At 64.6% G+C, this 20930-nt stretch carries 20 protein-coding genes and 1 pseudogene; 10 read left to right on the top strand and 11 right to left on the bottom strand.

Annotated elements, in window-relative coordinates:
* The 10 genes and pseudogenes from IVB47_RS32375 to IVB47_RS32330 form a co-directional block, all read right to left on the bottom strand.
* A pseudogene (locus IVB47_RS32375) lies at nucleotides 1–370 on the bottom strand (serine peptidase); the annotation flags it as partial.
* 227 nt (nucleotides 371–597) lie between these two features.
* A complete protein-coding gene (locus IVB47_RS32370) occupies nucleotides 598–1080 on the bottom strand; it encodes a cytochrome c-type biogenesis protein (protein ID WP_247467574.1) in 483 nt (160 codons plus the stop codon).
* Nucleotides 1081–1084: 4 nt separating this feature from the next.
* On the bottom strand, nucleotides 1085–3067 hold the full coding sequence (locus tag IVB47_RS32365; protein WP_027569122.1) for a heme lyase CcmF/NrfE family subunit: 1983 nt from the start codon (nucleotides 3065–3067) through the stop codon (nucleotides 1085–1087).
* Nucleotides 3064–3591 carry a cytochrome c maturation protein CcmE gene (gene ccmE / locus IVB47_RS32360; protein ID WP_027569121.1) on the bottom strand — a complete coding sequence of 176 codons (528 nt, stop codon included), beginning with the start codon at nucleotides 3589–3591 and terminating at the stop codon, nucleotides 3064–3066. Before ccmE ends, IVB47_RS32365 begins: the two co-directional genes overlap by 4 nt.
* Nucleotides 3592–3628: 37 nt before the next feature.
* Nucleotides 3629–4744 carry a c-type cytochrome biogenesis protein CcmI gene (gene ccmI / locus IVB47_RS32355; protein WP_247359840.1) on the bottom strand — a complete coding sequence of 372 codons (1116 nt, stop codon included), beginning with the start codon at nucleotides 4742–4744 and terminating at the stop codon, nucleotides 3629–3631.
* Between the two features lie 131 nt (nucleotides 4745–4875).
* The gene (locus tag IVB47_RS32350; RefSeq protein ID WP_007593394.1) at nucleotides 4876–5145 is read right to left on the bottom strand and encodes a hypothetical protein; all 270 of its coding nucleotides are present in this window, start codon (nucleotides 5143–5145) and stop codon (nucleotides 4876–4878) included.
* 97 nt (nucleotides 5146–5242) lie between these two features.
* Entirely contained in the window at nucleotides 5243–6643 is a 1401-nt protein-coding gene (locus tag IVB47_RS32345) for a hypothetical protein (protein ID WP_247467572.1), read from the bottom strand.
* A 162-nt stretch (nucleotides 6644–6805) separates the two neighbouring features.
* Complete coding sequence (locus tag IVB47_RS32340) at nucleotides 6806–8182, bottom strand: sensor histidine kinase (RefSeq protein WP_247467570.1); 1377 nt, start codon at nucleotides 8180–8182, stop codon at nucleotides 6806–6808.
* Nucleotides 8183–8303: 121 nt separating this feature from the next.
* Nucleotides 8304–8975 (bottom strand): response regulator transcription factor, encoded by a 672-nt coding sequence (locus IVB47_RS32335; RefSeq protein WP_027569117.1) that lies wholly within the window; start codon nucleotides 8973–8975, stop codon nucleotides 8304–8306.
* Nucleotides 8976–9205: 230 nt separating this feature from the next.
* Nucleotides 9206–9361 (bottom strand): hypothetical protein, encoded by a 156-nt coding sequence (locus tag IVB47_RS32330; protein ID WP_007593402.1) that lies wholly within the window; start codon nucleotides 9359–9361, stop codon nucleotides 9206–9208.
* Nucleotides 9362–9594: 233 nt separating this feature from the next.
* On the opposite strand from IVB47_RS32330, the gene IVB47_RS32325 reads away from it, so the two are divergent.
* The 7 genes from IVB47_RS32325 (at nucleotide 9595) to IVB47_RS32295 (ending at nucleotide 15176) form a co-directional block, all read left to right on the top strand.
* Complete coding sequence (locus IVB47_RS32325) at nucleotides 9595–10563, top strand: Ku protein (RefSeq protein WP_247467567.1); 969 nt, start codon at nucleotides 9595–9597, stop codon at nucleotides 10561–10563.
* Between the two features lie 57 nt (nucleotides 10564–10620).
* Entirely contained in the window at nucleotides 10621–10857 is a 237-nt protein-coding gene (locus IVB47_RS32320; protein ID WP_027569115.1) for a hypothetical protein, read from the top strand.
* 173 nt (nucleotides 10858–11030) lie between these two features.
* Nucleotides 11031–11213, top strand: a complete 183-nt coding sequence (locus IVB47_RS32315; RefSeq protein WP_247467565.1) for a hypothetical protein — start codon at nucleotides 11031–11033, stop codon at nucleotides 11211–11213.
* 192 nt (nucleotides 11214–11405) lie between these two features.
* The gene (locus IVB47_RS32310; protein ID WP_027516964.1) at nucleotides 11406–11570 is read left to right on the top strand and encodes a Flp family type IVb pilin; all 165 of its coding nucleotides are present in this window, start codon (nucleotides 11406–11408) and stop codon (nucleotides 11568–11570) included.
* Between the two features lie 184 nt (nucleotides 11571–11754).
* Entirely contained in the window at nucleotides 11755–13317 is a 1563-nt protein-coding gene (locus IVB47_RS32305; protein WP_247467563.1) for a hypothetical protein, read from the top strand.
* 171 nt (nucleotides 13318–13488) lie between these two features.
* Nucleotides 13489–14484 (top strand): glycosyltransferase family 2 protein, encoded by a 996-nt coding sequence (locus IVB47_RS32300; protein WP_247407615.1) that lies wholly within the window; start codon nucleotides 13489–13491, stop codon nucleotides 14482–14484.
* An 8-nt stretch (nucleotides 14485–14492) separates the two neighbouring features.
* Nucleotides 14493–15176, top strand: coding sequence for a class I SAM-dependent methyltransferase (locus tag IVB47_RS32295; RefSeq protein ID WP_247467560.1), 684 nt, complete (start codon nucleotides 14493–14495; stop codon nucleotides 15174–15176).
* 1 nt (nucleotide 15177) lies between these two features.
* On the opposite strand, the gene IVB47_RS32290 is transcribed toward IVB47_RS32295, so the two are convergent.
* Nucleotides 15178–16623: a hypothetical protein gene (locus IVB47_RS32290; protein ID WP_247467557.1), complete on the bottom strand. Its 1446-nt coding sequence runs from the start codon at nucleotides 16621–16623 to the stop codon at nucleotides 15178–15180.
* 195 nt (nucleotides 16624–16818) lie between these two features.
* Between IVB47_RS32290 and IVB47_RS32285 the strand changes: the two genes are divergently transcribed.
* The 3 genes from IVB47_RS32285 to IVB47_RS32275 all read left to right on the top strand — a co-directional run.
* The gene (locus IVB47_RS32285) at nucleotides 16819–17238 is read left to right on the top strand and encodes a hypothetical protein (RefSeq protein ID WP_247432964.1); all 420 of its coding nucleotides are present in this window, start codon (nucleotides 16819–16821) and stop codon (nucleotides 17236–17238) included.
* 101 nt (nucleotides 17239–17339) lie between these two features.
* Nucleotides 17340–19085: a thiamine pyrophosphate-requiring protein gene (locus tag IVB47_RS32280; RefSeq protein WP_256467940.1), complete on the top strand. Its 1746-nt coding sequence runs from the start codon at nucleotides 17340–17342 to the stop codon at nucleotides 19083–19085.
* Between the two features lie 114 nt (nucleotides 19086–19199).
* Nucleotides 19200–20930, top strand: a 1731-nt coding sequence (locus IVB47_RS32275) for a GAF domain-containing protein (RefSeq protein ID WP_247467555.1), incomplete at its 3' end; no start/stop codon positions are given.

Raw genomic sequence — 20930 nt, 5'->3', positions numbered from 1 at the left:
CGCCGAAGCGGCGGAAGAACCGCTCCATCGGCGAGCCCGGCTGGAACGGCGACTGCGCGTCATCGCCATCATCATTGCTCGCGGTCTTTTCCTTGATGTTGACCTTCACCGAGATCACCGACGGCTTCACGCGCTCGACGATGTCGGCGAAACCGATCGGGCGTTCGACCTTGCGGACCTCGTTGTTGACCTGTGCATGCGCCGGGCTCGAGAACAGGTCGGCCGGCGAGGTCGACGTGCCGAAGCCGTAGACGGCGGCGCCGAGGCCGGCGACGACCGAGGCCATCAGCGCGATCTTGCGGGCCGAGAAAACGGATCGGCGGGGCTGCCGGTAGGACGGAAGGTGCGAGAGGTCGGAACGGTCGGTCATGCAGAGATCTCCAGGGCCTTGAAATCCATTTGGCGCCTGACGCGGCACCTTACGAACCTGAAGATGGGGGCTGCCGCCTTACCGTGCGCTGGCGGCGGGGTTAAACTTTTGTAATGAACGCGGATGCGGATGCGGCAGTTTATCGCGGCCGAAAGTGTGAACCGGCAGGAACTTAACGAGGTTCCAGGAACGCCCGCGCAGTGCCGGCTCGATGCGCGGCAACGTAGCTAGCGCGATTTGGCTTCATCCGCCATCAATGCGGCGAGCCGCGCTTCCTCGTCGGGCGTGAGCGGCGGAGCCGGTAGGTCTGCACCACTTCGCGAGCGCCGGCGGATTTGAAGCCATAGCGCCAGGCCGCCGCCAAGCAGCAGCAGCGGCGCGAGCAGCCACAGCAGCATGTTCTGGCGCTCGAAGCGCGGCTTGAGCAGCACGAACTCGCCGTAGCGCGCGACCAGGAAATCGAGCACTTGCGAATTGCTGTCGCCGGCCGCGATGCGCTCGCGCACCAGGAGCCGCAAATCGCGCGCGAGCGGCGCATCGGAATCGTCGATCGACTGGTTCTGGCAGACCATGCAGCGCAGCTCGCGCGACAAGTCGCGTGCACGCGACTCCTTCACAGGGTCCGACATGATCTCATCGGGCTGCACGGCATGCGCCGCAGGCAAGGCCAGCAGCATCAGTGCGACGAACGCGACCATCATTCGACGCATCAGATCACTCCGCCGGCTGCAGGCGCTGCTTGGCCCGCGCCGGTTTTGGCGCACCGACCCGCAGGCGCCGGTCCGACAGCGACAGCACGCCGCCGAACGCCATCAGCACCGGCCCCCACCAGATCAGCAGCACCAGCGGCTTGTGATAGATGCGCACGGCAATGGCACCCTCGGCAGTGGCGTCGCCGAGCGAGATGTAGAGCTGGCTGGCGCCACGCGTCAGCAGCGCGGCCTCGGTGGTCGAGGAGCCGCGGGTGGTGAAGCTGCGCTTGGACGGCGTCATCACGCTGAGCTTCTCGCCGTCGTGGCTGACGTTGAATTCGGCGATCATCTCGTGGAAGTTCGGCCCTTGGCGCTGAAACAGGCCGTCCAGCTTGACGTCATAGCCGGCGACATGGGCGACGTCGTTCTGCTTCATCGTGGCGATATATTCGCTGTTCCAGGTGGTCTCGCAGACGATTCCGATCAGCGCGACGCCGAGGCCGGCATGCGCAAATACCGAGCCCCAGGCCGAGCGCGGCAGACCGCGGGCACGATGCAGCGTCGTCGCGAACGGCAGGCGGAATAAGCCGGTTCGTTCGGCCAAATCCGTCGCAGCGCCGGCAATGACGAAGACGCCAAGTCCGATTGCCAATGGCGCCAGCGCGCTGCCGCCGAGCGCCCAGCCCCAAACCATGGCAACGGCGACAAGCCCGGCAACGCCGGCCGCGAGCAGACGTTGGGTGACGCCAAGCAGATCGCCGCGTTTCCATGCCAGCATCGGCCCGAACGGCACGGCGAGCAGCAACAGCGTGAACAGCGGGGCGAAGGTGAGATTGTAGAAGGGAGCACCGACCGACATCTTGAAATCGGCGAGCATCTCCATCGCCAGCGGATAGAGCGTGCCGAACAGCACCACCGCGCAGGCGACCGTGAGCAGCAAATTGTTCAGCACCAGCGCACCCTCGCGCGAGATCGGCGCAAACAGGCCGCCTTGCTTCAACGACGTCGCGCGCCCCGCGAACAGCGACAGGCTGCCCCCGATGAACAGGCAGAGAATCAGGAGAATGAACACGCCGCGGGTTGGATCGGTCGCGAAGGCATGCACCGAGGTGATGACCCCCGAGCGCACCAGGAAGGTGCCGAGCAGCGACAGCGAGAAGGTCAGGATCGACAAGAGGATGGTCCAGACCTTCAGCGCGTTGCGCTTCTCCATCACCAGAGCCGAATGCAGCAGCGCTGTTCCGGCAAGCCACGGCATCAACGAGGCGTTCTCGACCGGGTCCCAGAACCACCAGCCGCCCCAACCCAGTTCGTAGTAGGCCCAGTACGAGCCCATGGCGATACCGAGGGTCAGGAAGATCCAGGCGACCAGCGTCCACGGCCGCACCCAGCGCGCCCACGCGGCGTCGATCCGCCCCTCCAGCAACGCCGCGATCGCGAAGGAGAACGAGATCGAGAAGCCGACATAGCCGAGATAGAGCATTGGCGGATGCACGGCGAGACCGATGTCCTGAAGCACCGGATTGAGATCGCGTCCCTCGATCGGCGGGTTGGCGATGCGCAGGAACGGGTTGGAGGTCACCAGGATGAAGAGATAGAAGGCGCTGGCGATCCACGCCTGTACGGCCAGCACATGCGCGCGCAACGACAGCGGCAGATTGTTGCCGAAGGCCGCGACCAATCCGCCGAACAGCGCGAGGATCGACACCCACAAGAGCATCGAACCTTCATGGTTTCCCCACACGCCGGTGATCTTGTAGAGCAGCGGCTTCATGGAGTGGGAATTCTCGTAGACGTTCGCGACCGAGAAATCCGACTCTACGTGCAGCATCACCAATGCGATGAACGACGCACCGACGAACAGAAGCTGCGCCAGCGCAGTGGAGCGCGCCACATTCATCAGCGCATCATCGCGCAGCCGCGCACCGATCAGGGGCACGATGGATTGGATCAGTGCCAATCCGAGCGCCAGCACCAGCGCGTAATGTCCTGACTCCGCGATCACCGCACTGCTCCCTGCGGATTGCCCTGCGCGGTCGTGGCCGCGGGCTTGACGCTATCGGAAGCCTTGACGCCATCATAAGCCTTGGCGCCGTAGTCATCCTTCCAGTGCCCCTGCTTCTTCAGGGCATCGGCGACGTCCTTGGGCATGTAGGTTTCGTCGTGCTTGGCGAGCACAGTGTCGGCCTTGAACACGCCATCGGCGTCGAGCGCGCCTTCGGCGACGACGCCCTGCCCTTCCCGGAACAGATCGGGCAAAATGCCCTTGAAGGCGACCGGAAGCTTTGCGCCGCCGTCGGCGACCTCGAAGGTCACTGCGAGATTGTCGCCGCGCTGGAGCGAGCCGGGCTGCACCAGGCCGCCGAGGCGAAACCGCTTGCCGGGCGCAACGTGCTTCTCGGCGACCATGGTCGGCGTCGAGAAGAACACGATGGAGTCGCGCAGTGCGTTGAGCACCAGCGCGGCGGCGAGCGCGAGCACGGCAAGCGAGCCGCCGATGATGGTCATACGTCGCTGCTTGCGCGTCATGGCGTATCCATTCCCTGCCCGTCTCGTCCTGACATCGTCATCCGTCGAGCCCGAGTGTCTTGAGGCCTTCATCGAGCTGGCGCAACCGCGCTGCATCGTTGGCAACCGCCTGGCGGGCATCGGTCGATGCCCCCACCGCCTTGTCGCGATCACCCATCACGAGATAGGCGCGCACCAGGCGCAGCCAACCCTCGACGTCGTCGCCGTTCTGCTTGAGGCGCGTGGCGAGCCGTTCGACCATGCCGCGAACCATCGCGTTGCGATCGCCCTCTTTCATGTCCTTGGAAGCTGCGAGGGTTTCATCCGACAGCGCCGGCATCGTAGCGCCACCGCCGCCGACCCGGGCGAGCGAGGTCTGCACCAGAGGGCGCCACGGCGCATCCGCCGGCGCTTTCGCCAGCAGCGCGCGCCAGATGTTGGCGGCATCGTCCTTGCGGCCGTCCTGCTCGGCGGCGAGACCGAGAAAATAGTTCGCCTTGGGGTCGTCAGCGCTGAGCGCCCGCGCGCGCTCGAACTCGGTCTTGGCCTCGGCGGTCACGACGCCGCCGGCGGCGGCCGAGATCGCTTCGCCGAGATCGGACCGGCGTTCCGCGCTCTCGCCATTGTAGGTGAGCGAGTTGCGATAGGCCCGCACGGCGTCATCGAAGCGGCCAAGCCGCTCCAGCACGGGCGCGATCACGTTCCAGCCGCGCCCGTCGGTCGGATTCTTTTCCAGATGTTGCTCGACCTGGACGACCAGATTTTCGAGCGACTGCGCCATGCCGGACCCGGATCCGCGCTCCCGCTGCGCCAGTGGAAAGTCCTGGAGCCTGGGCGAGCCGAGCGGCACATAGACGCTGATCGCAACCAGCGGCAGGCCGGCAAGCGCCAGCACGGCCGCCGCGCGGCGCCATTTGAGGCTGGATTTCGGCGCCGTTGCGGGCTCGCTGCCGGCCGCGGCGAGCAGCCTGCGGCTGACCTCGACGCGCGCGGCCTCGGCTTCGGGCGCAGCGATCAGCCCTGCGGCAAGATCACGCTCGATCTCGGCGAGTTGGTCCTTGTAGACCGCGACCTCGCTGCCCTCATTTTGCGCGCGTCCGCTACGGCCGAGCGGCAAAAGCACGGCGAAGGTCGCCGCGACCGTCATCAGCGCGAACACGAACCATAGCATCATCTGGCAAGCTTCCGGCAGCGCGCAAGTCGCGCCCACAGGTGGCTTTACACCACGGCCGGACGATGCGGCAATTGACAATTGTCAATTCGGCGCGACCGCGCACAGTCCCGAAATGGTGAAAATCCAACGGCTTAGCCGATCTCGAAGTCCGCGCTTTGAGCGGCGTCCTCGCCATGCCCGTTGAAGGCCTTCAGGAAGTATGTTCCCGGCTCGATAGCGTCGGGCAATCTGATGCGCAACGCCCCGACCGGAACGGGCGATGCAACCCTGGTGACCGTCTCAGGAAGCTGCCGACCGCTTGCCTTCTCGACCAGCACCACCTTCGCGCCGACCATCAACCTTTGATATTTGGCAACGACGACGCGATTCTCGATTTCGATGGAACTGATAACGGATTTCATGCGCCCACAGATAGAAATATCAACTTGCACGGCGACCGTACGGCCCGACATCGGCATCGTCAACCTGAAATTGTGACTACTGAAATATGCGCCTGGATCAGCTCGCGCGCGACGATTTGCGCTCGCCCGTGGCCGCGTTCTCCGCGGCGCGGCTCATCAGCGAAGCATAATCATCGCCGAACAGCACCTGGCAGAAGCGGATCGCGGCCTGCACCTGCTGCTGCCGATAGGTGCGGACCTTGTGATCGGCGCCGCGCAGCGACTGCACCAGCTGCTCGGTTGAACGCTCGACATATTGCTGCAGGTCGGAATAGGTGCGCAGTGTCACCTCGTTGATCGCAAGCTCGCTCGCATAGTTGCGACAGGTCGCGACGAAATCGATCAGCGCCACGGTTTCCTCGACCTCGGTGCTGTCGATCCGCGCGCCCGGCGGAATGTCCTTCTCGGCGCGCTGGCGCAGGATGCGGCGGACGCGGCCGGGAACGCTGTCGATCTCGGATTGCAGCGCGTTGGAGATGTCGGCCCGGATCGAGGTCAACTGCTTGCCCCAGGCGGAATCGTTGCGCAGGTCGAGTTCGGTACGCAGGCCCCGGACGCCGTCGTGCAGCGTCTTGAGATTGCCGGCGACATTGTCGAAATGGCCGCGCTTGATGTCCATGCGCAGGATGGCGGCCACGCAGGACAGATCATGCAGCGCTATCGTGACGGCGACTCCATAGGGCGTTGCCGCGACACGGATCTCGTCGTCGGACGCGGCAATCTTGATGGCGAGGCGGATGATCTGCCACGGCGCGGTCATCCGTTGCACGACCATCGAGAGCGCGAAGGGCAGCATCTGCGGCGTCTGGAGGACGGGAATGTTGAGCGCGGCAGTCACCGAGGCGATCTGGGCATCGCCGAAGGCGCGCAAAGAGCGCGGCAGCTTCTCGTTCAGGGTGCCGATAGCCTCGCGGACCGCGAGGACCGCCCCGGTCGAATAGAGATCCTCGATCACGTTGGGCGGACCGACGCGGGCGAGCGCACGCGATTTGTCACCCCCGCCCGGCCCCGTCAGCTCGAAGATGGCATCCGCGGCGACCGCCTGGAGCTTCGAGGCCAGCGCTTCGACCTGCCCTGCACTGTCGGCCGGCATGCGCGCCAGCGCCGCCTCGAATTCGCTCAGCTTGGCCGGAGCACCGTCGCGGCCGAGCCATTGCCAGATCGGAGCCAGGGAAGAGCGGCGGATCTGCCCGGCCCGGATCGGGGCGCCTGCTTCGACCAGGAATGGTTCCAGTACCTGGAACAGTAGCCGCGACAGATCGTCCGTGCGCGGCGGTGTTGCTTCCTCGGCTTCCGTCTTGCGGACAATCTTGCGCAGCTGGTCGAGCACGAGGGTCGCCACGGCCGTGTCTTGGCCGCGCTCGAGCGCGCGCTCGAACTCCCGCATCAGCAGTGCCTGCGCCTGCGGCGGGAGCTGCGCGAGATATTCCCTCAGCCGCTCGATCGATGTCTGGCTCATGCGCCCGGGTAATGAACGGTAAAATGGCGAACGTGGGATCCGTCCTGCTCGATCATAGGTGGGCCCGCTTAAGAAGCCGTTTAGGAAGTCGCTCCGAATACCCCTGGTTTCGTCCGGATCGGTGTGCTTCTGCAGGTCAAATAGTCGCGTCGGAACAAGGGATTATATTCCGGGGAGGACCAGCTCCGCCCGCAAGCCCCCGGTCGGCGCGCGGCCGAGTGAGAGGCTGCCGCCGTAGAGCGCGGCGAGCTCGGTCACGATCGACAGCCCCAGCCCCGATCCGGGCTTGGACTCGTCGAGCCGTTGGCCGCGCCGTGAGACCTGGGTACGCTCGGCCTCCGACAGGCCGCGGCCGTCGTCGTCGACGATGATATGCAGCCGCGGACCGGTGCTCGCCTGATGCGGCGCTTCCACCAGAACTTCGACGAAGACCCGCGAGGCCGCCCATTTGCAGGCGTTGTCGACGAGATTGCCGACCATCTCCTCCAGATCCTGCCGCTCGCCGCGAAATTTCGCCGACGGATCAGCCTCGGCCTCGACCACGATGCCGCGGCCGCGGTGGATCTTCTCCATGGTCCGCCGCAATGCCTCGATGGCCGGTGCAACCTCCGTCACCGTCGCGACGACCGAGACCCGCGCCGCGATGCGCGCGCGCTCGAGATGATGGGCAACCTGGTCGCGCATCACGTCCGCCTGCTCCATCACCTTTGCCGCGAACGGATCGGCGGGATGCGCGCCGGCCTCGTTCACGATGACCGAGAGCGGCGTCTTGATGGCATGAGCGAGGTTTCCGACATGGGTGCGGGCGCGCTCGACGATCTCGCGATTGGCGTCGATCAGCGCGTTGGTCTCGCGCGCCAGCGGCGCGATCTCGACCGGGAACTCGCCCTCGAGCCGCTCCGCCCGCCCGGACCGGATGTCGGCGATGGATTCGGAGATGCGCTTGAGCGGCGCGAGACCGAAGCGGACCTGGAACACGGTGGTCAGCAGCAACACGATGCCGAGCGCGGTGAAGGTGCCGCCGAGATAGTAGTCGAAACTGCGCGTCTCGTCGAAAATCTCCGTGTCGTCGCCGGCGACACTGACGAGAAATTTGCCGTCCGCGCCGAGATCGACCGGCCGCTCCACCATGCGCAGGTTCTGTCCCTCCGGACCGTCGACATAAGCGATCCGGATGCCGGCGGCGGTAAGCTCGGTGCCCTGCTCTTCAAGCTTCGGCAGCTTCTTGTCCCAGAGCGAGCGCGACGAGCGCACCTCCGGCTTTTCGGGGTCGGTCCGCGTGATCTGCCAGTACCAGCCGGACAACGGCAGCTCGAACAGAGGCTCGCCGAGCGACTGGAACTGGCGGTCCGGCGGCTCGTCGGGGGTGGCGACCTCGGCGATCAGTGTGCGGAGATAGAGATTGAGCCGGCGGTCGAAGGCGCGCTCGGTGGCGTTCTTGTAGACCGACGACAGCACCACGCCGGTGATGGCCAGGATCACCACGAGCCACGCGGTCGCCGACAGGAACAGGCGGTTCGCGAGCGAGCTGGCGGGCATCGGAATGATCCCGGAGGCGCGGGGTGGCATGGCGTCGGAACTCATGACCCGAACAAGGCCTCTGCCGGGCCGCCCGTCAAGCCAAGATACGTCTAGACAAGATCGTTCGAGACACCACGCTTCAAGCGCCGGGGGGCGGCGGGGTCAGGAGATAGCCGAGGCCGCGGACAGTCTGGATGATGTCGACGTCGAGCTTCTTGCGGATGCGGCCGACGAAGACCTCGATGGTGTTGGAGTCGCGGTCGAAGTCCTGGTCGTAGAGATGCTCGACCAGCTCGGTGCGGGACACGACGCGCCCCGAATGATGCATCAGGTAGGCCAGAAGCCGATATTCGTGCGACGTCATCTTGATGGGATTGCCCGATACGCTGACCCGGCCGGTCCTGGTATCGAGCGTGACGGGGCCGCAGCTCAGCTCGCTTTGGGCGTGGCCAGTGGAGCGGCGCAGCAGCGCGCGGATGCGCGCCAGCACCTCCTCCAGGTGGAACGGCTTTGCGACGTAGTCGTCGGCGCCGGCATCGAAGCCCTGGACCTTGTCGCTCCAGCGATCGCGCGCGGTGAGGATTAGGACCGGCATCGTGCGGCCGTTGCGCCGCCAGGCTTCCAGGACCGAGATGCCGTCCTTCTTCGGCAGGCCGATGTCGAGCACCACGGCATCGTAGGGCTCGTTGTCACCGAGATAATGCCCCTCCTCCCCGTCGAAGGCGCGATCGACGACATAGCCGGCGTCGGTCAGCGCCTTGGTGAGCTGGCGATTGAGATCGGGGTCGTCCTCAACGACGAGCAGGCGCACGCTTCTCTCCAGAATTAGGCCGCATGAACACCCGCACAGATGAGCAATTCCGGCGTGAACTGAATATGAACGCGGGGAACCGGCCGCGTTACTTTTTGGTCATATCCGACCTGCTCGCGCTAAACGCATTGCGCCCGCCAAGCCACCGGACGAACCGACGGCCTGGCGGGCGCAATGTGCCGCGTTATGCGGCGAGTCGGAAGGTGCGAACCGTCCGGTCGATCTGCCGATCAGGTCCGGAAGAACACGAACCAGATGACCGCGAGGATCAGGATCGCAAGCCCGGTGGATATGGCGAGCAGCGCCGCCACCGACGGCCCAGGCTCGCCCTGGCGCGCCTCGGTCGGAGTTTCCACGATCTGACGTTGGTCTCGCGTGGTTGCCATGGTGACCTCAATTCTGGCTGTCGCGTCGGATGGCCGCGACTGCTCGCGGCGGAATGTCTCGTGGCAACGCATGATGGGATATGATGTTCCGGCCTTTGCGGCCTGATCAGGTTGCACCCGCGCACCGGGCGGCCGGTTAACGCAGTTGCAAGATTCAGCAATCCGCCTTGCTATGATTCGTTGTTCCCCGATGGTATCTTCGTCTTCTGTCCCCGTTGCGTTTGGAGTAGCCCATGGCCCCCCGCGCCAATTGGAAGGGTTTTCTGCGTTTGTCGCTCGTGACCTGCCCGGTCGCGCTCTATCCAGCCACTTCGGATACCGAGAAGGTCTCGTTCAACCAGATCAACCGCAAGACCGGCCACCGGATCAAGTACCTCAAGGTCGACGCCGAGACCGGTGACGAGGTGACCTCGGAGGACATCGTCAAGGGCTACAAGGTCGACACCGACACCTATATCGAGGTCACCAAGGACGAGCTCGACGACATCGCGCTGGACTCCACCCACACGATCGAGATCGACGAGTTCGTACCGAAGACCGACATCGACAGCCGCTATCTGATCCGCCCCTATTATCTCGTGCCCGATGGCAAGGTCGGCCATGACGCCTTTGCGGTGATCCGCGAGACGATCCGGAGCATGGACAAGGTCGCGATCGGCCGCGTGGTGCTGACCAACCGCGAGCATATCATCGCGCTGGAGCCGCTCGGGAGCGGCCTGATGGGGACGCTGCTGCGCTACCCTTATGAGGTGCGTGGCGAGAAGGACTATTTCGACGACATCCAGGACGTGAAGCTGACCAAGGACATGCTCGACCTTGCAAAGCACATCGTCGAGAAGAAGTCCGGCGCGTTCGAGCCCGAGCTGTTCGAGGACCATTACGAGACCGCGCTTATCGACCTCATCAACAAAAAGCGTAGCGGCGCGCCCATCGCAGCAAAGGCCGCGCCCAAGACCGGCGGCAACGTTATCAACCTAATGGACGCGCTGAAGAAGAGCATCGCGAACGAGAAGGACGCAAGCCCTGCGGCGAAGGTGACCAAGGACGCCGTCAAGGGCAAGAAGCCGAAGAAGCGCGTCGAAGGCCAGCGCGAGATGCTGCTGCCGATCGCCGGCAAGGGCGGCAAGGACGCTGCGAAAGCCGCTCCCAAGAAGGCCGACAAGCCAGTGCGCGCGCCGGCGCGGGCGAAGAAGGCCGGCTAGAACCATCGCACAGCGACGACGCCGTGATGCCTCCCCTCGTCGACCGGCCGACCTGACATGCCCTGGTCGACCGCGTTCGACGACCCCATTTCGTTACGTGGCGGGCGCAAGCTCCGGACGCTGCAAGAAGCTGCCGATCACATCATGCGACTGCCCGAGGATACGCAGCATGCGAGCCACTGGCAGACCGCGATCGAAACCCTGATCAACGCGGCCGAGACCGGCGGCGGCTGGATGATGTTCGCCCGCATCGCGGTGTTGCGGGCGCTGAATGCGGACGCTCGGCGCGACTGAGCTTTGCACCCCGGTCGAGAACAGGCTCAACAATCCGTTAAGCCAAGCCCGCGCTTTCAGCGTCTGCCCGCAGTCGCGGGGGCGGCACGTAATCCTACGGAAGACAAAATTAACCGACGCTTCCCGCTCAGCGCAGCATGGTCGCCCTCGATTGAACCCGGGGTTGCAGGCTCGTGCAGCAGCAGGACGCCAGAAAGAACTACATCGGCATCGTCAACGACGCGGCCGAGGAAGAAAGCCTCGCCGGCAGCTCCGCGCGGGCGCAGCCGTCCGTGGTCAGCTATCTGGTCGGACGTCTGGCGATAGTGCTGAAACGCCCCGGCAAGGCCGCGCCGAAACGCCCAATATCGTCCTGAGGACACGACGACGACATCGCCAAATGCGTCCGAATTGGGTGACGAAACCTTAAGTCAATCGATGACACCATATCAAACGGCAGGCGAGGACCATCCACCTGCGTTTTGACGCGCCCGCGAAAAATTAGTGAATCAATTTAACATTCCGAAAACGGCACCAGCCTAGGTTGGACGGATGAACAGGAGTTGACGATGACTTTGCTCAAGTCATTTCTTGCCGACGAAAATGGTGCCACCGCCATCGAGTATTGTCTGATCGCCACGGGCATCGCACTCGCGATCATCACGGCCGTGAACAACACGGGCGGTGCACTCCTGAGCGGCAAATTCAACTCGATCAGCGCGGCGGTGAAGTAGCCGGCATAGCCGGCGCGCCGCAATCTCATCAGCACGAGTCCGCGTGCAGCGCGCCGGATGACGGGCTCCTCCTTCCGATGCGGCGGCGACCCCAGCTTGATTTTCGCGAAGTTCACATTATGGCGTTGTGTCGTGCGGTTGCGCCGTCGTAGAGCGTAAGCTCAAACTCCAGCGGCCCTATGACATGATTCCTTCCGACAAGCCGACCTCGACAATCCGGGCTCGTCTTGGCTCGGACCAATCGGTGGCGATCACCGTTCTTGCTGTCCTGGCGGCCCTGTCGTTTCTTCCGGTGCTGCTGATGCCTATCCCCGCGATGGTCGACTATCCCAATCACCTCGCCCGGATGTACATTTTGAGCCAGAACGGCACTCCCAATGCCAATCCGTATTACGAAGTGGCCTGGGCATTCTATCCTAACCTTGGAATGGATCTGCTGGTCCCGCAAATGGCGCGGCTGATCAGCCTCGAGAATGCCACGCGGCTGTTTCTGCTCCTGAGCCAATTGCTGATCGTCGGAGGCGCGCTTTTGCTCGAATGGGCCCGGAAGGGACGGGTCCATCTCGCCGGCTTTGCGGCGCTCGCTTTCCTTTACTGTCTGCCTTTCAGCTGGGGTTTCGTGAATTTCGAGTTCGGACTGGGCCTCGCTCTCTGCGGCATCGCGCTCTATCTGATGCTCGCGGAACGCCGATGGCCACTGCGTTTCGTCGTCAACATGGTCTTCGTCGCAGCGCTGTTTGCGGCGCATTTCTTCTCCCTCGGCATCTACGGCGCGACGCTCGGCCTTTACGAGCTCTCGCGCATCCGCCATGGACGAATATCTTACGGTGTCGCCGCCGCGCGGCTCGCCGCGTTGGCCATGCCGGCGCTTGCCCTGTTTGGGATCATGCGCATGACCGCGGGATCGATCGGAAGCGAAGGAACGAACTGGTTCTTCGGATTCAAACCGATCTGGCCGTTGCGCATCATGAACGGCTACAATTTGACGGTCGCGGCGGCGACCGGACTGACGCTGATGATCTCGCTGTTCTTCGCCGCAAGACGCGGCGTCCTCAAGCTCGAAGCAGCCGGAAGCTGGCTCGCGATCGGCTTCGCGCTGCTCTATGTCGTCATTCCCTCGAAGCTGTTCGGAACCTCGTTCGTCGACCTGCGCGTGATCCCCGCTGCGGCTCTGATCCTGCCGGCTTTCTGCTCGCTGACGCTGCCCAGCCGGGCATGGGGAATGGCAGCGCTCGCCGCGGTCAGTAGCGTCATACTGATCAATCTCGCTGTCGTGCTCGCGGTCTGGCTGCCTTACCGCACCGACTATGCGGCCATCGTCGCATCGTTCCACAAGATCGATCGCGGTTCGCGCATCCTCGTCGCCAGCACGGACGACAATGGAGACCCGCCCTTCGCCGACCTCACCTCGTATCCGATGTATTATGCGCCGACGCTGGCCGTGCACTATGCCAACGCGTTCGTGCCCAATCTATTCACGGAAGCGGGCAAGCAGCCCGTACGGCCCCGCGAGGACGTGCGCCGTCTTGCCATTCCCTACGGGGGGCCGGTGCCGCTCGGCGTGCTTACCGCGATTGCGGCAAGCCGGCCGCCGGCTGGCGTTCCGCCGTTCGTCAGCACCTGGCACCAGGATTACGACTATCTCTACGTCCTCGGGCCGAAGGTCGCAAACCCGCTGCCGGATCTACTGGAAGCGCTGGACACCTCGGAGCGATTTGTTCTCTACAAGATCCGCCGCAAGTCCTAGGCCGAAGTCCTAGGCCGAAGCGCTGCCCAGCGTGGTTAATCGGGTATCACCATCCGCACCCGCCTCATTGGAAGCCGCCACGGCGCCCCATATCCTTAATGGTTGTGGCAAGGCGACCTTAACCACCACCGGCATAGACTTCCGCTCCTGCAACGAGTTGGACTCTCTCGCATGGCGGCCAATTTCCAGTCGATCCGCTACAGCCTCGTCATCCCCGTGTTCAACGAGGAAGCCGTGTTGCCGGTGCTGCTGCGCAGGCTCGACCTGGTCTTGTCCCGGCTCGACGGGCCGGCAGAAGCAATCTTCGTCGACGACGGCAGCAGTGATTCCAGCTCGATCGTGCTACAGGCACTCGCCACGCGCGACCCGCGCTTTCGCTATATCGGCCTGTCGCGAAATTTCGGGCATCAGATCGCCATCACCGCCGGCATGGACGCCGCGCAAGGTGAAGCGATCATCGTCATGGATGCCGATTTGCAGGATCCGCCCGAAGTGATCGAGCAATTGATCGCAAAATGGCAGGAAGGCAACGACATCGTCCACGCCCGCCGCCTGTCGCGCGACGGCGAAAGCCGATTCAAGCGCGCGACTGCGCATCTGTTCTACCGGCTTCTCGGCAGGATGTCCTCGGTCGGCATCCCCGCCGATGTCGGCGACTTCCGCCTGATCGATCGCAAGGTGCTCGACGCGCTTCGGCAGATGCCGGAGCAGGACCGCTTCGTACGCGGCATGATCGCATGGCTCGGCTTCCGGCAGGCCGAGGTCACCTTCCACCGCCTGGAGCGTGCAGCGGGCGAGACCAAATATCCGCTGTTCAAGATGGTGCGGCTCGCGACGAACGCCGCGCTCGGCTTTTCCGATCTGCCCTTGCGGCTCGCAATCTGGTGCGGATTGACCGTCTCGGGTCTGGCACTGCTCTATGGCGGCTGGGTGATCCTGTTGTGGCTCAGCAACGACAGTCATCTCGTGACCGGCTGGTCCTCGACGATCGTCGTCGTGTCCCTGCTGTGTGGAATGAATATGCTGATGACGGGCATCGTGGGGCTTTACGTCGGCCGCATCCATGCCGAGGTGAAACGGCGTCCGCTCTATGTGGTGCAGACACGCGCCGGCTTCGACCGCAACGAGGCGGCAGCCGCACCCGCGATCCACGCCGTCAACGAGTGACCCAGCGCATGACCGAACTCTTCGACGGTTATCACGACAACTACCGTGACGTGGTCCAATCCTCGATCGACTTCTCCGGCTTGCCGCATCATTTCTTCATGCGCGCCAAGGCCGATCTGCTGGGCAATCTGATCGCGCGGCGGCTCGACACGGAGAGGCCCGACATGCTGGACGTCGGCTGCGGCGTCGGCAGCCTTCATCCGCTGCTGCACGGCATGGTCGGCCGCTTGAGCGGCATCGACGTTTCTTCGGCCAGCCTGGCGCAGGCACGCGCTGACAATGGCAGGGTCGACTACCGTGAGTTTGACGGCCGCACCTTTCCATTCGACGATGCCAGCTTCGATCTGGTCACGGCCGTCTGCGTGATGCACCACGTCGTGCCGGCTGAATGGGCGCAATTCATCGCGGAGATGCGGCGCGTGACCCGCCCCGGTGGACTCGTCTGCGTCATCGAGCACAATCCGTACAACCCGCTGACCCGCCTTGCCGTCGCGCGTTGTGAGTTCGATCGGGACGCCGTCTTGCTCGGGGCGGGCAAAGCCCGAAAATTGATGGCTGCCGGCGGCTTGCGCGAGATCGGTGCGCGCCATTTCCTGCTGCTGCCCTGGGACACCAAGCCCGCGCGGCGCCTCGAAGCGACCCTGAGCGGCGTGCCGCTCGGCGGCCAATACGCCGCCTTCGGGACCGCTTGATCTATCTTTGCGGCATATCTCGCCGCTTGTGCACGACCGCCACGTCGTCGCTGTAGACGCGTTGCCATTGGGGTAGCCGGTCCAGCATCGCTATCGCCGGCGTCCCCGGCGCGAGCAGCGTCGCGCCGATGTTGTATTCGTCGAGCAACTTCAGAAAGTCGCCGAGGTCGACCAGCGCCAGGGCGCGATTGTAGCGGTTGATGAACGCTCCCCCGTACAGTTCACCGCGACCGTCGATAAAGATGGGAATGCCGGCAAAGATCAAATAGCCACCGAAGGAATAGTCGTTGAGCACGTGCCCCGTCGTGGCGAGCTTGGCTTCAGTGACGGCAGCCTGAGGGGTAATGGCCGGAGCCGGCCGTATGTCACGGGCCAGCGTCGCCCCGCTCACCGCGATCAACACACCGAGCGCGGCCAGGTTCAGGCCGCGCGACGAGCCGGCAGCATCTTCCGCAATCGGTCCGCCGAACTTCCGCCCCAGCGGAGCCGCCAGATAGAGCGGCGCCAGCATGGCCAGCAGATCCGCATTGCGGATCTGGGCCAGCGCGAAATGCAGCAAGCCGATCACGACCAAGGCCCGCACGACCGGCAGTGTCACGCCGCGCGAGAGCGCGAAGATGCCGGCCAGCAGCAGCAACTCGAAGAAGCCTATGTGGCTGAAATCCTGCGGCCGCCATTCCGCGATCCAACCGAGCGCGGGGCCGAGGCCGAGCGTGGTCAGGGGCATCAGCAGCGGATCCGGCCCGTAGGGCGTCAGGCAGGACGCAGCGACCGCAAGCGCGGTGAATGGAAGCCAACGCAGGAATACGCGCGGCCATTCGCTGCGCTTCTCGCGCAGCAGCGCCTCGAGCCCCGCGGGGCCGATCAGCCCAAGCGCCAGCACCACACTGCCGTGCAGATTGGCCCACACGACCAGCAGCGGAAGGGCCCAATACGGCGGGGGCCCTCCACGATCCATGCAGCGTACCAGGGCAGCCGCCCAGGTCACCATCAGCGGCAGCACCAGCACGTGTGGCCGCGCCAGCATATGCGGCGCCAACAGGATCACGGCCGCGATCACCATGAGCAGCGTCTGGGCCGGCGAAAGCTCGCGCAGCAGGAAGAACGTGAACAGGCCGAAGGCGAGCGCTATCGCCGCGGCGCCGACGACGAGGACGCCCTGCCAGCCGGCAAGCGCGTAGGCTCCGGCGTAGATGATCTCCGAGAGCCATTCGAAGGTGATCCAGGGGGCGCCGTGCCTCGAAAAAGAAAATGGGTCGCTCGCCGGCAGCGTGCCGTGCGCGATGATCCAGCGCCCGACCTCGATGTGCGAATAGGTGTCGGGATCATTGAGCAGCCGCGGTCCTAGGATCAGCAGCAGGACATAGACGCCAAGGCTCACCAGCCAGGGGAGCGCCGCGCGCGCCGAAAACGGTTGAACCTCGCTGTGGACGGCCTGTTCACTCATGGCGAGCGCAAGTTAGGGCCCAAGGGTTAAATTCCTCTTTGACGTTCACGGCGGCTGGGGAGTGCGCGGCGGGCCGGTCACCCTTTGTGAACCATACTCCCGGCTGCGAAATCCGGGCTGCGGCGCTTTGACGACCATGCGGGTCCTGATACCCTTCATACTGTCAATCGACCAACCACAGCTGCAAGGATGCGGATGAGAAGCGTGATGCTCTTGGCTTTCAGCCTCGTCTTTGTCGGCGTCTGGTCGCAGGACGGCGCGAGAGGACAGACTTCGGCCGCACCGCCGGTTTCGCTTTCTCCGCCCAATGGATCGCCGTCGCACGCGGGCGCCAAAAATTCCAGACCTCCGCCGGCAGCATCCATCAAAGAAGCTTCGCCGCCGGTGATCGGCGGGCTTCCATCGGCGCCGAACCCAGCCGCCGACTACGATGGCTTCAGCGTAGGCACTGGCGACGACAACGACACATCGCATCAGGTGGTCCCGCCTGTGAGGTCACGCACGGCGACGGGCTCCAGGGCCGACCCGGGTGCTAAAGGCGCCGCTGAGCAATTAATCGATCAAGAAGACGAGGCGTTGAAACGCAAGCTGAGGATCTGCCAAAGCTGCAAGTAGCGGACCGAGCGGATGGAGCGCGGCGAAATTCGTCGCGGGGATATCCGGTGGCACGGCCCCGGATTGCGCTGCGCTCCATCCGGGCTACGGCAGCTCGCTGCATGGCAGACCTACCGCAGCTCTCACGCGCTCACGCTTTACCCTCCGCCAATTTCCTGATCCTCTCTCCCCAATCAGCCGGAGCAACCGGCCCGCCCAGGGAGAGAGACGCCATGAAGCTCGGCACCGCGATTGCGGAAATCATGAAGCGCGAGGGGATCGAGATCCTCTGCGGCTATCCGGTCAACCATCTGATCGAGCATGCGGCCAAGGCCGATATCAGGCCGGTGATGGTGCGGCAGGAGCGCGTCGGCATCCACATGGCGGATGCGATCTCGCGGGTGACATCGGGACGCTCGATCGGCGCGTTCTGCATGCAGCATGGGCCCGGCGCGGAGAACGCGATGGGCGGCGTCGCGCAATGCTACGGCGAATCCGTTCCCGTGCTGGTGCTGCCGATGGGCTATCAACGCAGGCTTGCGCATATCGAGCCGAACTTCAATTCCAGCGAGGCGATGAAGGCGTTTTCGAAATCGTCCGAACCGATCATCCTTGCCGCCGAGGTCGCCAACATTTTTCGGCGCGCCTTCACCAAGCTGAAGAACGGCCGAGGCGGGCCTGTCATCGTCGAGATCCCCGCGGACATGTGGAACGAAGATGTACCGGAGCCGCTGAACTACACGCCTGTGCTGCGCACCCGCTATGGGGCGGACCCTGTTCATGTGAAGGAGGCCGCCCACCTGCTCGTCAACGCCAAGCGCGCGGTGATCTATGCCGGCCAGGGCGTGCATTACGCGCAGGCGTGGCCACAACTGAAACGGCTGGCCGAACGGCTCGCCATTCCCGTCACCACCAGCCTTGGGGGCAAATCGTCCTTCCCGGAGACGCATCCGCTCTCGCTTGGCTCCGGCGGCCTTGCGGTGCCGCGCGCGGTGCCGAAGTTCCTGGCCGAGGCCGACGTCATTTTCGGCATCGGCTGCTCCTTCACTGAAACAAGCTTCGGCATCGCGATGCCGAAAGACAAAACCATCATCCACTCCACACTCGATCCGAACCACCTCAACAAGGACGTCGAAGCCAGGATCGGCCTCGTCGGCGATGCCGGGCTCGTGCTCGATGCGCTGCTGGAGGAGATCGGCAAGACCGTCACCGCGGATCGCGACGCCTCGGTGGTCGCGGCCGAGATCGCGGCCTCGCACAAGGAGTGGCTGGCGAAATGGATGCCGAAGCTCACCAGCAATGACGCGCCCTTGAGTCCCTATCGCGTGCTGTGGGACCTGCAGCACACCGTCGACATCGGCAACACCATCATCACCCACGATGCCGGCAGCCCGCGAGACCAGCTCTCGCCGTTCTGGAAGTCGGTCGAGCCCCTCACCTATCTCGGCTGGGGCAAGACGACGCAGCTCGGCTACGGCCTTGGGCTGGCCATGGGCGCCAAGCTCGCAAAGCCCGACAAGCTCTGCATCAATGTCTGGGGCGACGCGGCGATCGGCTTCACCGGAATGGATTTCGAGACCGCGGTGCGCGAGCGCATCCCGATCATGTCGATCCTGCTGAACAATTTTTCGATGGCGATCGAATTGAAGGTGATGCCGGTCTCGACCGAGAAGTATCGGTCGACGGACATTTCCGGCGACTACGCCGCGATGGCGCGCGCCTTCGGCGGCTATGGCGAGCGGGTGACAAGACCTGAGGACATCATCCCCGCGATCAGGCGCGGCATCCAGAAGACGCAGGAAGGCGTTCCCGTGCTGCTGGAGTTCATCACCAGCAAGGAGACCGAGGTGTCTCGGCCGGGCACATAAAGCTGGCCGGATTCAGGCAGCAAAACTCGCTGTCGCGGACGCTGGCTCCGGCCGCAGGAGATGTGATAATCCGCCCTGGTGCCGCGCTTGTCGCAGCATCAATCCGGATTGCGAATGACCGCCGCTTCCAACGACATCGCGGAACTCAAGCGCCTGTTACAGGCGGCCACAGCCGAGAACGCGCAGCTTCGCAGCGAGCTCGCGATTGCGCGCGATCGTCAGAACGCCAGCGCCAGGATTCTGCGCACCATCGCGGCCTCTCCCTCCGATACCCGGCCGGTCTTCGAGGCGATTGCGTCCAGCTCCAGGCGCTTGCTCGGCGGCTTCTCCGCCACCGTGCTTCAGTTCATCGAGGACGAGCTCCACCTCGTGGCGTTCACACCAACCAGCCCCGAGGCGGACGAAGGGCTCAAGGCGTCGTTCCCGCGCAAGATTTCCGACTTTCCGACCTTCGCGCTGGTGCGTGGCGGCGAGACGATCCAGTTTCCAGATAGCGAAGCCGCGGAGGTCCCGGAGCTGAACCGGAATCTCGCGCGGCTGCGCGGCTTCCGCAGCGTGCTGTTCATGCCGTTGATGAACCGGGGGACGCCAGTCGGCATGATCAGCGTCACGCGCGCCGAGCCCGGCGCGTTCGCAACCGACCTCGTCCAGCTGCTCCAGACCTTTGCCGATCAGGCGGTGATTGCGATCGAGAATGCGCGGCTGTTCAACGAGACGCGCGAGACGCTGGAGCGCCAGACCGCCACCGCCGACATCCTGAAAGTGATGGCCGCCTCGCCGTCCGACGTACAGCCGGTGTTCGACGCCATCGCCGCCAACGCCAACCGGCTGATCGGCGGCTTCTCCACGGCGGTGCTGCGCTACATCGGCGGCGCCGCGCACCTTGCGGCGTTCACGCCGACCGATCCGGCCGGTGATCGCGTGCTGCAGTCCTCGTTCCCGGTGCCATTCGCGCAGTTCCCGCCCTACCGGCTCGTGGCCGATGGGGTGGCGGCGCAATTGCCCGACACCGAGGTCGAACCGGCGGCCCGCGACATCGCGCGCGCCCGCGGCTACCGCAGCATGCTGTTCGCGCCCTTGATGAGCGACGGTGAGGCCATCGGCGTCATCATCGCCACGCGACGCGCGACCGGCGCGTTCGGCGAGCACCACGTGCGGCTGTTGCAGACCTTCGCCGACCAGGCGGTGATCGCGATCAAGAATGTCAGCCTGTTCAATACCACGAGGGAGGCGCTGGAACGGCAGACCGCGACCGCCGACATCCTCAAGGTGATCGCGGCCTCGCCCGCGGATGTGACGCCGGTGTTCCAGGCGATCTCCGATAGCGCCAAGTCCCTGGTCGGCGGACATTCCTCCACCGTCACGCGCGTCATCGACGGCCTGCTGCACCTGGCCGCCTTCAGCACCGACAACGAAGCCGGCAATGAAGAGCTGCTCAGCTCGTTCCCGGCGCCGCTGTCGGCATCCGGCATTCACAGCCGGGTGGCAAGAAGCGGAGAGTTCGCATCCCGCAGCGACATGCAGAACGAGCCCGACCTCACGGACGCCATGAGAGAGCTGGCGCGGACGCGAGGTTATCGCAGCATCCTCGTGATCCCGATGCTGCGCGACGGCGTCGCGATCGGCACCATCGGCGTGACGCGGCCGGAGGCCGGTCCTTTCCCGGACAAGGCGATCGCCCTGCTCAAGACCTTTGCCGACCAGGCCGTGATCGCCATCGAGAACACGCGCCTGTTCAACGAGGTGCAGGATCGTACCCGGGACCTCGCCAAATCGCTCGACGATTTGCGCGCAGCCCAGGACCGGCTGGTCCAGACCGAGAAGCTGGCGTCGCTCGGCCAGCTC

Origin of the sequence: Bradyrhizobium sp. 62 (assembly GCF_023073035.1) — a bacterium.
Classification (GTDB): domain Bacteria; phylum Pseudomonadota; class Alphaproteobacteria; order Rhizobiales; family Xanthobacteraceae; genus Bradyrhizobium.
The sequence above is the reverse complement of the archived record's forward strand: the minus strand, read 5'-3'. Positions and strand labels throughout refer to the sequence as shown.